The sequence below is a fragment of the Borrelia parkeri genome (assembly GCF_023035815.1).
GTDB classification, from domain to species: domain Bacteria; phylum Spirochaetota; class Spirochaetia; order Borreliales; family Borreliaceae; genus Borrelia; species Borrelia parkeri.
On sequence record NZ_CP073168.1, the window covers coordinates 1 to 15,013 of the forward strand.

Consider the following 15,013-nt stretch of genomic DNA (forward strand, 5'->3'; position numbering starts at 1 on the left):
ATTATAATTTGTTAATAGTATAGAATGTTTATCCATTTATATAACTCATAAGTTTCCACATATAACTCATAAGTTTGCTACTAAAAATTAATAGTTTACACAAAAAACTCATAAGTTTAATTTACCTTTTTATACAAAATTAATAGTTTGCATAAAAAACTCAATAGTTGCTTTAAAAAAATATATAGTTACCTCCCTCTTTGCTAGATTAATAGTATTATATTTATATATATATGTTCTCTCTAAAAAATTTATTTACTAATAATATACCTTATATCCCTATTCATAAAATTAATCCTGATGAATTTATTCTCATTAGTAATTATCTTATTCTCTCTTCTAGCACTATTCACAATTTACTCGGCATTATTATGGCTTCCGGCATACCTTTAACACATCTAAAAGATCCTTTTATCAAAATATTTTATACTTTTAATAACAATATTATTACTTATACATTAAGTAATGGTCTACAGTTTCAACAATATTCTTTACTCGAACCCAATGTTATTGCTACTTCCATTATTAAAAATTTAAATAAAAATATTTTATCTTCTATTCATGCATACAAAATTAACTACATCGCTAAAAATATATTCAACTTCTCTATCACTACAAAACATATAATTTCTATCTACTCTTTGATTGCTAAGTCTAAAATTACCTTCAATAATATCTATTACAATAATACTCATCTCAATATCCTATTAGATAATCAACCTTGTATACTAGACTTATACGAAAAAATAAACTATATTAAGTCTTTTAACAGACTAAAACTTAATAAAAATAACCTAGATCTATTTAAAAACCATACTAATAAAACTCTCTCTACTATTGCTTCTCTGGTTGAATCTTTCTTCCTTGATCAAACATCAAACAAAAACCTACATACCCTCAAATCTTATATTAATCTACACCTCAAACAACTTGGTATACCTTATAAATCTACTAATAGATTGCAAAAACTACTATTATCTCATATATTTTTGTAATTATACATTGTACATTTTTGTGACATCTCTTTAAAAAAAATACATAAAAGAAAATAAATTTGTTCACTCAGCAGCAACTATGTACAAATTGATAATAATATATTGCTTGTACTATTGTAATGAAAACCTAAAAAAATTTTTTCGACCCCCTAGCTTAATATCAATTAGTAAAAACTAACTTCATACTCAGTATCACTAAAGATACTGAGTATTTAGATAAAAAAGCAGGAATTCCTGCTTGTAAAAACTTATTCCAATGAATAACCACACTATATTACTTAGCTTTCACTACACTACTGGAATCTTCTTTTATGCAATCATCAACATCTTTTAAACATTTATCAACTGTTCTTCTTACAATAGATACTATCTCATTTACAGTTTTACCAACTACTCCTATTAATACTGCATTTATTCCTTCTTTTGGTGCATCATTAGCCTTGGTTGCCAATTTACCATCTTTAGCCATTGCTCTCAATGCTAAACCTGCTGCTATTGCTGATGCATTTGTTTGAACATGAGTAGCATTCCCGTTACTCTTATTAGCAATTGCAATTTCAAAAGCATTTGTTGCAGCAGTAATTTGGCCAGCAGGTTTACTTGTATCCTTAACTGCTTCAATTGCTGCTAATATATCTGCACCACTAGCTGCAATTACTGCTTTACTAGCTCCGCTTAGTGCCTTGGCATCAGTAACATTAGCAGTAGCATTAAATAAATTTCCAACTTCTTTAGAATCCTCAATCTGCTTATTAGCATTTCCTTTTAGATCAACACCAACTTCCTTTGCTGCCTCATAGATCATACTAATCCCTTCAACAAGACCCTTAACGCTTGCTGCATCTGCTTTCTCTGCATCCTCAGTATCACCAACATTACCACCAACTTTACCATTAGCACTACCAGTAGCATCCTTAATTTTACTTGCTCCTTCAACTATCTTTCTTAAAGTATCAATTGCCTTATTAATTGTACTTTCAGCTTTATCTTTTATTAAATTAAACTGCTCATTTCCCTTTAGCTCTTCTAACTTATCTTTAGCTATTTTCACTGCTTCTCCAACCTTACCCAATCGTTCTCCTACTGCTTTTTTAGTTGTATCTGCAGTAAGACCAAATGCTTCTTTTAGTAAATTTCCAAAAGAAACAAAAGCATCCAAAAATAATTGTCTTGAGCTTGCAATTACTTCACTTAAACTTCCAGTCCCTTTCTCTGAACCAGTCTTCCCAGCATCAGCAGCCTGTTGTCCACTGCCACAGCTAAGAAGTAAAAATAAAGTCATTAATAACGCACAAAAAGTAATTCTTTTCATTATCACGTGCCTCCTTATTACCTCAGGGGACAAATATAAATAAAAGGAAAACAAATCTCATGAAGAGAAGAGTTTCCCTCAAATGACTTTATTTAGTTATGTTTATTGATAATTATTTATTGTTGTCCACTAGCTGTTGTATCTGCGGGTGTAGTAGCTTCTGCGGATTTATCTTCTTGTGTAACTGTAGCAAGAGCATCACTTATTGTCTTTAAACCAGTATCAACAGTATTTCTTATTGCTATTATTAGAGTACTTAAAGTCTTACCAACAGCACTAGCAGCTGCCCCATTTACTGCATGAGCCGATTTCTCTTCATTATTCTTAGCAGTAAATTTACCATCTTTAGCCATTGCCCGCAATGCTATTCCTGCTGCAATAACTGCATCTTTCTTTGCTGATTCATCTTTAATTTCTTTCTTATCATCAGTTTGCTTAGCAGCAGCAATACTTGCAGCGTCCTTTGCTTCTTCAATATTTTTGTTATTATCAGCAATCTCTCCAGATTTAGCAATAGCTTGCAATATATCAACACCACTTACAGCCCCTATTGATGCATTTGCTGCAGCAGCTTCTGACTCTTGAGCTCTATCATCATCTTTTTTTGCAAAAAGTTTACCAATTGATTTTTTCTCTGTATCTCCAGTCTTAGTAGCCCCTGCATCTCCTTCACCCTTTTTTAGAACCACTCCTACTATTTCACCAATTCCTATAACAAGAGCATTGACACTTGTAGCATCTGCTGCTACAGCATCTTGATTGTGTACAGCATTCCCAATAGCAGCATCAGTTGTAGCCCCACTAGCAGCTTTCTTAGCTCCTTCTGCAATTTTATCTAATGTGTTAGTGATAAACGTATCAACAACAGATTTAATTTTTGAGTAATTACCATTAGTAGCAACTTCCTCTTGTAACTTCTTTTTAACTGTGTTCATAGTAGTTTCAATAGAAGTGAAATACTTACCAATATCAGATTTCTTAGTATCTGCTTTAATGCCAAAAGCCCCAGTGATCATATCAGAAAGGGAAGTAAAAACATCTAAGAAACCCTTACCTAAATTAGCAATAGAAGTTAAGAATATAGTTTTAGGATCTTCCACCTTAGCACTACCACTCCCACAACTAAGAAGTAAAAATAAAGTCATCAATAACGCACAAAAAGTAATTCTTTTCATTATCACGTGCCTCCTTATTACCTCAGGGGGGTAAGATGGTTAACAACCTTTGAATAAAATAAAAACAGTAAATAAAGAACATAGATACTTTAATATTACAGAGACTGTGTATGATACAACAATTAATGAAATTAAATTGTATCTAATGAATAATTAAATGATTTTGATAAGAAAATAACTGATATATAATCAATTAAATAAGGGAGATAATCAATTAAATAAGGGAGATAATCAATTAAATAAGGGAGATAATCAATTAAATAAGGGAGATAATCAAATAAATTTACTTATTCAACAATGAATAAACTATGGACATTAATGTTAAAAATATTCCTATATTTAGGGTAATAATGGTACCAAACATCCAACCATGCAGTCTTAATGTACTCTTAAGTTCCATTTTGTTAACATCAATCTTATTATCAAGTTCATTGAATTTAGTATCAATCTTATTATCAAGTTCATTGAATTTAGTATCAATCTTATTATCAAGTTCATTGAATTTAGTATCAATCTTATTATCAAGGTCTTTAATGTCAGATTTTAATTCACTTCTGACTGTATCTATTTTGTTATCTAGGTCCCTAATATCAGATTTTAAGGTTGCCTCAACCCTTTGAATCTCAGTTTGTAAGGTTGCTTCTACCTTTTCAAGCTTAAGGTTAAAAGTAGTCTCTAAATACTCAATATCCTTGTAAGTAAGTTCATTTTTATAATATCTGTAAGACAGATCAATAGCAATATCTCTATTTATACCAGCTCTAGTAAGTTCAGCTATAACCATTTGTTGAGTAATAACTGGTTGTGCAAGTCCCATAAGAACCTCCTTATGTAATTATTATATAATATTTTAACTGTTATAGGAACCTTATGTTAGTAAAATGTGCTTTAAGAAAGTCCCTAACTATAACATAAAGTATTTAGTCTGTTTTTTTTATCTTACCAAAAGCTCAAATGCAGTCTTACAATCAATCTGTTGTTGAATGATTTCTATTAATACTATTTAGACCTGAGTATTATTATGAATAGTAAAAAAGGAAAACGGTTCTCATGAAGAGAGAAAAGTTTTCCTAAAATGACTTTATTTAGTTATGTATGTTTTATTAATAATTATTTATTGTTGCTGTCCACTAGCTGCTGCGTCTGCAGGAGTAGTAGAATCTAAAGACTTATCTTCTTGATTAACTGTAGCAAGAGCATCACTTATTGTCTTTAAACCACTATCAACAGTATTTCTTATTGCTATTATTAAAGTACTTAAAGTCTTACCAACAGCACTAGCAGCTGCACCATTAACTGCATGAGCAGACTTCTCTTCATCCTTAGCAGCAAATTTACCACCCTTAGCCATTGCTCTCAATGTTATTCCTGCTGCAATAACAACGTCTTTCTTTGCTGAACCCTCTTTAATTTCTTTCTTGTCGTTAACAGCCGGAGCAATAGCAATCTCAGCTGCATCCTCTGCTTTTTCAATTCCCTCAGTACTATTCGCAGTAGGATCTTCTTTAGATTTAGCAATAGCTTTTAGAATGTCAGCCCCAGTTACTGCACCAATACTAGCTGATGCTTTTGCAATATTTTCTTCTTTAGCATCATCTTTTTTTCCATCAAACAACTTCCCAATGTCCTTTTTATCATCTTCTGCTGTTTTAGTAGCCTCTGCACTCCCTTCATCCTTTTTTAGAACCACATCAACAATAGTTTTAATTCCTTTAACTAGAGATTTTACACTTGCAGTATCTGCCGGTGCAGCATCTTGACCTGCATTAGTAACACCACCAATCTTATCGTCACCAGCAGCCCCTTTAGCAGCTTCCTTTGCTCCTGCCGCAATTTTGTCTAATGTGCCTGTGATAAACGTATCAACGACTGATTTAACCTTTGAGTAATTTCCATTCGTAGCAACTTCCTCTTGTAACTTTTTTTTAACTGTGTTAATAGTAGTCTCAAGATCACTAAAGTATTTCCCTATATCAGATTTCTTAGTATCAGCCTTAATGCCAAAAGCACCAGAAACCATATCAGAAAGGGAAGTAAAAACATCTAAGAAGCCTTTACCTAAATTAGCAATAGAAGTTAAGAATGTGGTTTTAGGATCTTCCGTCTTAGTACTACCACTTCCACAACTCATAAGTAAAAATAAAGTCATTAATATAATATAAATAAAAGGAAAACGGTTCTCAGAAAGAGAAAGGTTTTCCTCAAATGACTTTATTTAGTTATGTATCTATTATTAATTCTGATTATTGGTTTTTAGCTTCAGAGGTTGTATTATCAACAGTTACAGGAGTATCAGTAGAATTAATATTCATAGTATTTTTAACAGTCTTAAGTCCTGCGTCAATAGTATTTCTTATAGCAATAGTTAAAGCATCTAATGCCTTAGTAACAGCACTTACTGCAGCGCTAATAACATTATCTTTAACTCCAGCAGCAGCTGCACTAGCATTAGCGAACTTACCACCCTTAGCCATGGCTCTTAATGCTATAGCTCCTGCAATAATTCCATCTTTTGCATTATTGGCATTAGCACCGTTATTGTTAGCAATAGTATTGTTATGCTTAGCTAATTTAGCTGATTCACCTCCATCACCTTTAGCAATAGCTTGTAATATGTCAGCCCCAGTTACTGCCCCTACGGCTTTAGCAGCATCTTTTGCTACTTTAGCCGCACTAGCAGCATCTCCAGCATTATCAGAAGCAAACAATTTTCTTGCATCACCATCAGCACCAGCCCCATCAGCACCTCTTGCAGCTCCAGCACCACCATCAGCATCTTTAACAGGACCCTTATCATCCCCAGCCGCAGCACTTCCTTTACCTTTAAGTACCACTTCTACAATTTTTCCAATTCCTTCACTAAGAGACTTAACTGCATCAGAACCAGCAGCAACACCTGCACCAGCAGCAGGTTCAGCAACATTACCAATTGGTTCATTACCTTCAGCACCCTTTACAGCTTCACTTGCCCCCTCAATTATCTTATCAAGAGTGGTAGTAACTAAATTAGTTACAGCAGTTTCAACTGCAGAAGCATTAGGATTGTTATCAGATTTCATGTCAGCAACAATTTTATTAAGAGCTTCTTTAGTAGATGAAAGAGTATCATGTACTTTCTTAAAGTAGTTCCCAACATCAGACTTCTTAGTATTAGTATCAAACCCTAAAACCCCTCCAACCATATCAGAAAGGGAAGTAAAAACATTTAAGAAGTCATTACTTAAACTAATAACAGATTTTAAGAATCTACTCTGAGGATCCTCAGCCTTAGCACTACCACTTCCACAGCTAAGAAGTAAAAATAAAGTCATTAATAACGCACAAAAAGTAATTCTTTTCATTATCACGTGCCTCCTTTTTTACTCAGGAGGGAAAGATGGTTAAAAGGCTTTGAATAAGATAAAAAAGCAACAAATAATTAAATGACTTTGTAAAAAAATAATTAACAGAAGGTCATTTAAAGAAGGAAGATAATTAAATAAATTTACTTTACTAATAATGACATTAATGCTAAGAATATTCCTATATTAAGGGTAATAATGGTTCCAAACATCCAACCATGAAGTCTTAGTGTACTTTTAAGTTCCATTTTGTTAACATCAATCTTATTATCAAGTTCATTGAATTTGGTATCTATTTTGGTGTTAAGATTATTCTCAACAGTATCAATTTTGTTATCAAGGTCTCTAATATCAGATTTTAACTCATTTCTAACGTTGTCAATTTTATTATCAAGGTCTCTAATATCGGATTGTAAGGTTGCTTCAACCTTTTCAAGCTTAAGGTTAAAAGTAGTCTCTAAATACTCAATATCTTTATAAGTCAGTTCATTACGATAATATCTGTAAGACAAATCAATAGCAATATCTCTCTTAATGCCAGCTTTAGTAAGTTCTGCTATAACCATTTGTTGAGTAATAACTGGTTGAGCAAGTCCCATAAAAACACTCCTTATGTAATTATTATATAATATCTTAAGTGTTATAGGAACCTTATTTTAGTAAAATGTGCCTTAAGATTACGAATACCCAAAGTCAATAACATATATGATGCTTACATGATATCTAATGAATCATCACCCTTACCATCTCCTTTGTACTTATAAATATCAGATATAGCTGACTTACTTGAATAATCCATAATACTAAGTTTAGATGTAGCAAATAGCTCTATTAACGTAGTAATTCTAGTAAATTTATTACTTATAGGTTTTATCGGTGCAATCCTAAACTTATGATTCATACTTGATCTAAGTTTTAAAAAAGTTTGTGTTACATTTTCATGTCATGAGATATTATCTCTATCTTCAACATATAGTATATGTACATTAAGATTTGTAAGTATAGTTTTAATTGTATTTAACATCTTAGGATCACCTGATGGTAACTTTTCTTGAAATATAAACGCATAATAACTTTGATCTACTCGCTCTAACACACAAATAGCTGTATTATCTCCTCCAATACTGTATGCAGGATCTAAATATGCTATTGGATTTACAAATTCATGTTCACTTGTAATATTAATATTGGTAAATATCGAATCACATGGCGCAACCCATTCTCCTAAAAGGACTTTAGCTTTATATGTTGGCATGTCCCTGTAAATCTCTTCTTGGGTTTTAATAAAATCCCTAGAAATTAAACCATTATCATATGTTGTAAAGTTATATGTAGAGTAAATTTTTGTGTTATCAATATAATCAGTTTTAAATAAATGCTACAAGCTGTCAGGATTGGTATCAAAGATAATTGTTTTCATACCCACTCTAAGTCTCTTTAAACATTCTATTAATGTTTCCTTATTAAGAGTAGTTGCTTCATTAACGTAAATAAGTGCAGAATAAACACCTCTAAACCGCTCAAAATCACTTGCCTTATCTCCTCCATACAGACTAACTTTTAGAGAGTCTATTTTAAAATACGATGTATTAAAAATTTTTGGCTTAAAGGGGATCTTAAGCATGCTAGCAATCTTTTCAAACTCACCCACAACATTAATCTCTAATGATTTTTGTGAATTACCTATTATAAAATTATTGGTATTTTTTTCATACACATTCCTATTTGTAAGCAGTATTTTTAAGAACAGATAACATGCTAAAAAAGTTTTTTCACTTGCAATACCCCCACTTAAGATAATTTTACTTTGATTATTTCTTTCTATACTGCGTATTACTTCAAGTTGTTTTTTTAATTAAGTATTTACTTTCAAACCCTTTAAAATCAACTTCTACTTCTTTAGACTTAATATACTCTAATATATCAATACCAAATTCACGTTTATAATCCCTTTGCGTTTCTTTAAACATTGGTAATTTATATATGTCCATTTCTTAATCTTTAAACTTGAAATTTAAAACGTGATTCTACATCTGTTGCTTTTAGCTTTTGCAGCATCTCATAATACAATTGCATTCTCTTAACTTCTCTTTCCTTTCTAAGTTGAAATAATTTAAGTGTTAAGTCTTCATTACTATTTTCTTCTTGTGAATGTTCACTCTCTTTAGAAAGACTTATAATCTTAGATTCTATTTGGTCTATTTGATCATCATGGGTTTTAAGTTCCAACTCTACATACCTACTAAATAAATTTATAAACTCTATTCCTAGAAGACTACAAGCCATACTAAACTGACTTTTAAGATCACGTGCTTGGGCCGTACTTTGCGATGCGTGAAGTAAGATATTAGTTAGAGTATCTTCATGAATAGTAAGGTTATTTTCCCTAACATACTCAGAATTGCCTTTAACCGATTCCCATTTGTGTCTCATCTTACTTACATTTGCTTTTGAGACACCCATTTCTTTTGCAATACTAACATCATTAAGCTTACCTTCTTTAAAATATGCAAAATAATCATCAAATGATTTTTTTATCTTACTCATATTCTTTAACACAAATTAACCAATACGTTAACAAAACTCATAATTAATTAACATAAACTCTATAACAAAAAATAAACTTTACAAAAACAATTAATAATATGTACTAGTAATAAAAGAATAATATATAATAACTTGTATTATATATAAAAACTAAAAGAGGAGAATATTATATGAATAAATATATAAAATTAATAATACTTTATCACACAATACTTTTATACTGTTGCAGTGAATATAAATTGAATACAAGATCTAAACCCAGTAATCTATACAACACCCAAGTACCAAAAAAACCAACAACTGCAGTTCAAGGAAATAGAAATGTAGATGAATTAGATACTGCACATGAAATTGATAAATCTACACACAACGTCCAAATACCAAAAAAACCAACAACTGCGGTTCAAGGGAATAGAAATGTAGATGAATTAGATACTGCACATGAAATTGATAAATCTACACACAACGTCCAAATACCAAAAAAACCAACAACTGCGGTTCAAGGGAATAAAAATGTAGATGAATCAGATACTGCACACAAAACTGATACACCTACAATTTTTAGTTTAACTGCTGACGAAGAAACTAAATTTAATACTTTTGAACTTGCTTTGAATGCAATTATGACAATCGATCAAAATATATTAGACTATCCAAAACAAGAGCTTATTTACGCAAAATTATATAGTCGATATGGCTACCCAAATGCATTTACTGAAGAAGGTTATAAACGTGCAAGAGAACGTCTAGCAAAAACAAGGGTTCTCTACTCTGAACACGGTCAAGTTTATAAAAGAATAATAAATACATACACTAACCTGATGAAATGGATTAAAGACAAACCTCAACAGAAACAAAAATTAGTAAAAGCTTTTGCCCCTGCTTATGATTTTTTAGAAACTAAAAGACAAGAAATTTCACCTTCCCAAAATATTAATCAATATATAAGAAGTGCTATTAATTGGTATGGAAAATCTTATTGGAAAAAAGAAAGTGATATTTTTGATGTTAGCAAAAATGGTAGATATGGTCAAAATTCAGAAAACTGCATATATAAATTCTTTGAATCTATTATGCAGGCTTCTTTCTCATCTTCTGACACAAAGGAGAGTCCAAATGAAAGTCTAATTAATCAAATTGTACAGAAAATTACGTCATGTGGTCGTGCTAAAATAAATGGAAACCTCATACCCATACTCCGAGCATGGGGTAATGATATAGACAGTCTACAATGTAGCAACTAAAAGAACTACACATTATGAATAATTAGAATAAAATTTTGCCTTACACATTTTTTGTGTAAGGCAAAACAAATGTTTAATCATAAAAACAAAATAAATGAATAAAATAAATTAAACTGATTACAAAAATGATAAGTAGAATCAAAAAGTTAACTTGAGGTTAACTGATAGTAAGAAGTTAAAATTTATTATACATAAACAAACCATTGTAACACGTTAACTTATTAAAAAAGATCATAAAGTATATGTAGAGTAAATAGTTTAGTATTTGTAAAATACAAGTTAAAGTAACTATTGAATAGTTGCTTAAGATAAAAAAAATAAATATTCTAGTTATACAAACCACCTTAAAGACAATATTTTATATACAATGATAAGCATATAAATTTGACTTTAAGAGTAAGTATTTGCTAATATTTTTATAACTAATTTTATCTATTTTTAATGTGTTTAGTTAACTTGTAAAGTACATGCAAAGAGAACATTTAATTAATAAGTTAATAAAGGAAAATACACAATTACATGAAGAGATAAATTCCCTAAAACTCAATCTTAAAGATAAAAAGACTAAGCAAACAAAAAGTATTCCTATAAGGTTTTATCTTAACGATAAGATAATAAGATTAGTAAAACGCTGTATAGAAAAACTTCAAGAACAAGACCCAATCTCAGGATGGTTTGTACACTTACTCTCAATTACTGGTTGTAGGGGTGTTGAAATGCAAAATGTAAAACTTACTGACATATATCAAGAGACAAGCAGTAATGGTGAAGTATTTTATTCTATTCGTGTTAATGTAGTTAAAAAACGTAGCAATATCTGTATAAGAGAAGTAGTTATTAGTAAGTTTGAATTTGATGCTATTATGAGGGCACATAAAAAATATTTTAACCCTAAAGGTAGAGACAGTAGGCGTACTTATCTATTTCAAAAAAGTAAATTCAAATTCCGTGACAATAAAATTAACATAACTGAAATTTCAAAACAGTTTAAGGAACTACTCATTAAAGCAGGATTTAAACATCGCAAATCTCTACATATACTCCGTAATATATTTATAGCATCACTTAAAGCTAAAGAATATAATTCATTTGAAATTAAAGAGCTTATGAAATACTCATCTACTTCTGAGATTGATAATGTTTATAGACTCTCAAGTGCAAGTAAAATACAGGCTTACAAAGATATTAAAACTAGCTTGAAATAACTTTAAATTTTTGCTAATATTTTTCATACACCTAAGATACTATTTTCCCACTTCAAAAATTTTACCAACTTCAAAATAAATACCTAATTTTATCTTTAGGTATTTATTTACAAAAAAATATTTGTTAAGCCTTTGTTTTTGATAATTCTTTAGTTTATAATATATATATTCTTTAAACTAAAATTTCATTCTGCAGGGAAAAAAGACTCTAGAAAAGTTTAGAGACCCTGTCTCTATATACAAATTTACGCTTGCATTCTAAACATTTCCTTTTGAATATAACTATTATCACGGAAATCCATACTTGTCTTATTAGTTTTGTATGAAGTAGCTAGTATCTCATGTTTAGTTTGCTTGAAAATACTTGCTACACCAGTTGATCGTGCTGCATAGTTTACGAAAAGATTATGCTTTAAGAAAAGCTCAACTACACTTAAATCATCAAATTCACTTATTGCAAACTGTAAGTTATATCTCTTCATCTCTATAATAAGTCTCTCTAGAGAATCTAAATTCCATCCACGATTATCAGCAAGATTTCCACGTGAAATTGAATATGGAGGGTCAAGATATACAAATGTTGAGCTTACCTTCTCTCGCCTAGGTAGTGCTGCTAAAAATTTAAAGATATCACGTGACGTAAATATTGCATTATCAAGCATCTCTTTAAATCTAGATTTATAAGTTTGAAGGGTACTTAAAAACAATCTCTTAGCATTAAGTTCGATTTAACTTCATAGCTACACCGGATGAAGCATAAAGTGAATATAAACATCTAAGCACCATGTATTCGATTTTGTCCAGGTTCTCATTAATAATGCTATCATAAATAATTGCATCTCTTACACACTTGTAGAGCAACTCGGGGTCTTGTCTTAAGATATAAAAAAACTTATATATAAATTTAGAATTATCATTAAGTACATTGTAATGGACTAATGGCTTTGCAAAAAATACACTCCTGTACCAAAAAATCCTTCAATATACTGGGTATGCCTAGGAAAAAGACTTATAATATCAGCACTATAAAGGTATTTACTTCCTTCTCTACTTAGTAGTTTCAATATTTCTTAAATATTCTCCTTGATATAATTTCATATTCAACACCCCGATCCTTAAGTGTAAGTGAATCATAAAGCACAGATGACTCATTAGTTGCTATAAAATAATATCCTGGTGTATTTTTAATCTTAACTTCACTTATCTCAAATTCTCCATCTAAACATCTGTAAGCAGAGCCCTCCCACCTCACACTTGTACTTATACCAAAATTTTGAAATATACCGATTGGTGCTAAAATATAACAATTATTTCTCATATATCCTAACTTAACAAAGTTATGATAATTCTTATTTATATCAAGAACACTAAACTGCAACTTTTTATACTTTTCTATGTAATAATGAAGAGATAAAAAGTAACATCCCCATTGACGTACTGCTGAAATTAAATTTGGATGATTTTGTGTTATTTTCATCTTTAACCTCCATTAAATCTCTAAGTCTGGATCCTCAAGAAGACACTCTACACTACTATCATAAAAGTTTAGAATTTGATCTACAAATATAGAAATATTAAAGAACCTAGCTACAAATATACTCCTCTTGTTAATCTTAAGTATCCCATATCTTGAAGCAAAGTCAGGACTCTTTTTGCAAATTCCTAAAAACACATCTAAACATAACTTAGCATTCCCAATAGTAAGCCCTTCTCTGCAAAGTCTTTCAAATAGCATCTCACCTTGTCTGTCTTTCCTACAAAGTAAAACTTCTTCAAAATCATATTTAGATCCCATCATCTTTGATATAAGGTCTCTTTTTGATACTACCACCCCATACCTCCTTAACTTTTAATTTACCTTATATAACTACTAAAAAGGAATATCTTCATAAAACCCATCTTGAGACTGAGAATCATTAGTCTTTTGTGTTTTAACAGATGAGTTTAAGATTTGGATATCATTTACCAAAATACTGTATTTACTCTTACCCTCACCTGTACGCTTGTCATGCCAATTCTCACAGACAAGGGATCCACTAAGTACAACTTGAACCCCTCGTTTAAGCAAAAAAGTCAGGCTTTCGGCTCTAGAGCCAAAAATCACACAGTCAAAAAATTGTGCTTGTCTCTCCCACGAACTACTCCTCCTAACACCTCTATTATTAGCCAGAGTAAATTTTAATATAGGAAGACTATTACTAGTATAATTAAGCTCACAGTCTCTTGTTAAACGACCAGACATATTTAACGAATTAATATCAAACACCAGAACTCTCCTCATCATAAATCCTACTTAAAGCATCCATACGTCTTAAATCACAATCAAGTCTTCTCATATTTTCTAAAAATTCTCGTCTTGCATAATAATCATGAATGAGCTTCTCTATACTTCGCATGCAAAACTTACATAAAAATCTTAAAGCCTTATAAGTAATTACCAAAAATAAAACCATAAATATAAACCTCATAAAAGTACCCTTAAACAGCATTTAAAATAGGAGTAGACCAATCATTAACTACATTTGAATTACTACTAAAGGTAAAATCCATAACAGAGCTTAAAAACTTAAATCTATCCTTAATAGCTCTCCTACTCATATCTAAATGGAATAGATTCCCATCAAAGTCATAATTTATATGTTCATTTAAAGAAAATTCTTTCATCAGAGCATCTATTTGAAATTTAAGTTTATCTTTAATAGGTTTTGTTAACCTAGACAACTCTAACGCATGAGCCTTTTTAGTTGTCTCTTCTACCTTGTCAATTTCAGATTGCAATGCAATAATCTTTTCAAGATGTCTCTTCAAATTCAAATTTTCGTCTTCATCAATCTCAAGATGACTTGATTTTATAAATTCTAAAAAATCAAACTTGAAATCCATATCACACAACTCTTGATACACAAAGCTATTCTTTAAAAAATCTTCAATAATAACACTCAGCTCGTCTAAATCAATATTTTCAATATCAATATCACTATTTGATTTTAAAGATTTGGCAATATTATTTACTTCTCTCTCCAATCTTGAAACCTCAGTCATTACAGCACTAATAAAATTATCATCCTTATTAATTACACAGTTGATAGCCTCATTACCTATGATAATAAATAAATTTCCCCTATCTAAACCTGTACATAATAGCTGCATTTGTACTTGAACATAATACTTGAAGAAATATTTATCTTCTAAAA

18 protein-coding genes and 1 pseudogene are annotated in these 15,013 nt (G+C 30.5%); 3 read left to right on the forward strand and 16 right to left on the reverse strand.

What is annotated here, in order from left to right; translation table 11 throughout:
- The first annotated feature begins 233 nt into the window (after positions 1–233).
- Positions 234–995, forward strand: a complete 762-nt coding sequence (locus tag bpSLO_RS06340; protein ID WP_083253466.1) for a hypothetical protein — start codon at positions 234–236, stop codon at positions 993–995.
- Positions 996–1,269: 274 nt separating this feature from the next.
- Here the strand turns inward: bpSLO_RS06340 and bpSLO_RS06345 are convergent, their stop codons facing one another.
- The 8 genes and pseudogenes from bpSLO_RS06345 to bpSLO_RS06390 all read right to left on the reverse strand — a co-directional run bounded on the left by bpSLO_RS06345 (position 1,270) and on the right by bpSLO_RS06390 (position 9,370).
- The gene (locus bpSLO_RS06345) at positions 1,270–2,307 is read right to left on the reverse strand and encodes a variable large family protein (protein WP_246990015.1); all 1,038 of its coding nucleotides are present in this window, start codon (positions 2,305–2,307) and stop codon (positions 1,270–1,272) included.
- A gap of 116 nt (positions 2,308–2,423) precedes the next feature.
- On the reverse strand, positions 2,424–3,485 hold the full coding sequence (locus bpSLO_RS06350; RefSeq protein WP_246990070.1) for a variable large family protein: 1,062 nt from the start codon (positions 3,483–3,485) through the stop codon (positions 2,424–2,426).
- 280 nt (positions 3,486–3,765) lie between these two features.
- Positions 3,766–4,299 (reverse strand): Bdr family repetitive protein, encoded by a 534-nt coding sequence (gene bdr, locus bpSLO_RS06355; RefSeq protein ID WP_246990053.1) that lies wholly within the window; start codon positions 4,297–4,299, stop codon positions 3,766–3,768.
- A 297-nt stretch (positions 4,300–4,596) separates the two neighbouring features.
- A complete protein-coding gene (locus bpSLO_RS06360; protein WP_246990054.1) occupies positions 4,597–5,631 on the reverse strand; it encodes a variable large family protein in 1,035 nt (344 codons plus the stop codon).
- Between the two features lie 94 nt (positions 5,632–5,725).
- Positions 5,726–6,823, reverse strand: a complete 1,098-nt coding sequence (locus bpSLO_RS06365) for a variable large family protein (RefSeq protein WP_246990055.1) — start codon at positions 6,821–6,823, stop codon at positions 5,726–5,728.
- 143 nt (positions 6,824–6,966) lie between these two features.
- On the reverse strand, positions 6,967–7,422 hold the full coding sequence (bdr, locus tag bpSLO_RS06370) for a Bdr family repetitive protein (RefSeq protein ID WP_025407563.1): 456 nt from the start codon (positions 7,420–7,422) through the stop codon (positions 6,967–6,969).
- Between the two features lie 41 nt (positions 7,423–7,463).
- A pseudogene (locus tag bpSLO_RS08100) lies at positions 7,464–8,814 on the reverse strand (PBSX family phage terminase large subunit).
- A gap of 10 nt (positions 8,815–8,824) precedes the next feature.
- A complete protein-coding gene (locus bpSLO_RS06390; protein WP_246990056.1) occupies positions 8,825–9,370 on the reverse strand; it encodes a DUF603 domain-containing protein in 546 nt (181 codons plus the stop codon).
- A gap of 170 nt (positions 9,371–9,540) precedes the next feature.
- On the opposite strand from bpSLO_RS06390, the gene bpSLO_RS06395 reads away from it, so the two are divergent.
- Both bpSLO_RS06395 and bpSLO_RS06400 read left to right on the forward strand, forming a co-directional pair.
- Entirely contained in the window at positions 9,541–10,614 is a 1,074-nt protein-coding gene (locus bpSLO_RS06395) for an Mlp family lipoprotein (RefSeq protein ID WP_246990057.1), read from the forward strand.
- Positions 10,615–11,081: 467 nt separating this feature from the next.
- Positions 11,082–11,819 carry a tyrosine-type recombinase/integrase gene (locus tag bpSLO_RS06400; RefSeq protein WP_246990058.1) on the forward strand — a complete coding sequence of 246 codons (738 nt, stop codon included), beginning with the start codon at positions 11,082–11,084 and terminating at the stop codon, positions 11,817–11,819.
- Positions 11,820–12,064: 245 nt separating this feature from the next.
- On the opposite strand, the gene bpSLO_RS06405 is transcribed toward bpSLO_RS06400, so the two are convergent.
- The 8 genes from bpSLO_RS06405 to bpSLO_RS06435 all read right to left on the reverse strand — a co-directional run bounded on the left by bpSLO_RS06405 (position 12,065) and on the right by bpSLO_RS06435 (position 14,969).
- Positions 12,065–12,526, reverse strand: a complete 462-nt coding sequence (locus tag bpSLO_RS06405; protein ID WP_246990059.1) for a hypothetical protein — start codon at positions 12,524–12,526, stop codon at positions 12,065–12,067.
- Positions 12,527–12,536: 10 nt separating this feature from the next.
- Positions 12,537–12,680, reverse strand: a complete 144-nt coding sequence (locus tag bpSLO_RS06410; protein ID WP_246990060.1) for a hypothetical protein — start codon at positions 12,678–12,680, stop codon at positions 12,537–12,539.
- A 74-nt stretch (positions 12,681–12,754) separates the two neighbouring features.
- Positions 12,755–12,883 carry a hypothetical protein gene (locus bpSLO_RS08040; protein ID WP_281506691.1) on the reverse strand — a complete coding sequence of 43 codons (129 nt, stop codon included), beginning with the start codon at positions 12,881–12,883 and terminating at the stop codon, positions 12,755–12,757.
- Complete coding sequence (locus tag bpSLO_RS06415) at positions 12,880–13,296, reverse strand: DUF261 family protein (protein WP_025407581.1); 417 nt, start codon at positions 13,294–13,296, stop codon at positions 12,880–12,882. The genes bpSLO_RS08040 and bpSLO_RS06415 overlap by 4 nt, the downstream gene beginning before the upstream one ends.
- A gap of 12 nt (positions 13,297–13,308) precedes the next feature.
- Positions 13,309–13,650 carry a hypothetical protein gene (locus bpSLO_RS06420; protein ID WP_025407580.1) on the reverse strand — a complete coding sequence of 114 codons (342 nt, stop codon included), beginning with the start codon at positions 13,648–13,650 and terminating at the stop codon, positions 13,309–13,311.
- Positions 13,651–13,689: 39 nt separating this feature from the next.
- The gene (locus bpSLO_RS06425) at positions 13,690–14,085 is read right to left on the reverse strand and encodes a single-stranded DNA-binding protein (protein ID WP_025407579.1); all 396 of its coding nucleotides are present in this window, start codon (positions 14,083–14,085) and stop codon (positions 13,690–13,692) included.
- Positions 14,078–14,272 (reverse strand): hypothetical protein, encoded by a 195-nt coding sequence (locus bpSLO_RS06430; RefSeq protein ID WP_246990061.1) that lies wholly within the window; start codon positions 14,270–14,272, stop codon positions 14,078–14,080. The genes bpSLO_RS06425 and bpSLO_RS06430 overlap by 8 nt, the downstream gene beginning before the upstream one ends.
- Positions 14,273–14,297: 25 nt before the next feature.
- Complete coding sequence (locus tag bpSLO_RS06435) at positions 14,298–14,969, reverse strand: DUF244 domain-containing protein (RefSeq protein WP_051480055.1); 672 nt, start codon at positions 14,967–14,969, stop codon at positions 14,298–14,300.
- Between the last annotated feature and the right edge of the window lie 44 nt (positions 14,970–15,013).

Excerpts from the sequence above, each read along its gene's own strand:
- bpSLO_RS06340 (WP_083253466.1), top strand. The coding sequence starts at position 234 with ATGTTCTCTCTAAAAAATTTATTTACTAATAATATACCTTATATCCCT.
- bpSLO_RS06345 (WP_246990015.1), bottom strand. The coding sequence starts at position 2,307 with ATGAAAAGAATTACTTTTTGTGCGTTATTAATGACTTTATTTTTACTT.
- bdr (WP_246990053.1), bottom strand. The coding sequence starts at position 4,299 with ATGGGACTTGCACAACCAGTTATTACTCAACAAATGGTTATAGCTGAA.
- bpSLO_RS06360 (WP_246990054.1), bottom strand. The coding sequence starts at position 5,631 with ATGACTTTATTTTTACTTATGAGTTGTGGAAGTGGTAGTACTAAGACG.
- bpSLO_RS06365 (WP_246990055.1), bottom strand. The coding sequence starts at position 6,823 with ATGAAAAGAATTACTTTTTGTGCGTTATTAATGACTTTATTTTTACTT.
- bdr (WP_025407563.1), bottom strand. The coding sequence starts at position 7,422 with ATGGGACTTGCTCAACCAGTTATTACTCAACAAATGGTTATAGCAGAA.
- bpSLO_RS06390 (WP_246990056.1), bottom strand. The coding sequence starts at position 9,370 with ATGAGTAAGATAAAAAAATCATTTGATGATTATTTTGCATATTTTAAA.
- bpSLO_RS06395 (WP_246990057.1), top strand. The coding sequence starts at position 9,541 with ATGAATAAATATATAAAATTAATAATACTTTATCACACAATACTTTTA.
- bpSLO_RS06400 (WP_246990058.1), top strand. The coding sequence starts at position 11,082 with ATGCAAAGAGAACATTTAATTAATAAGTTAATAAAGGAAAATACACAA.
- bpSLO_RS06415 (WP_025407581.1), bottom strand. The coding sequence starts at position 13,296 with ATGAAAATAACACAAAATCATCCAAATTTAATTTCAGCAGTACGTCAA.
- bpSLO_RS06430 (WP_246990061.1), bottom strand. The coding sequence starts at position 14,272 with ATGGTTTTATTTTTGGTAATTACTTATAAGGCTTTAAGATTTTTATGT.
- bpSLO_RS06435 (WP_051480055.1), bottom strand. The coding sequence starts at position 14,969 with ATGCAGCTATTATGTACAGGTTTAGATAGGGGAAATTTATTTATTATC.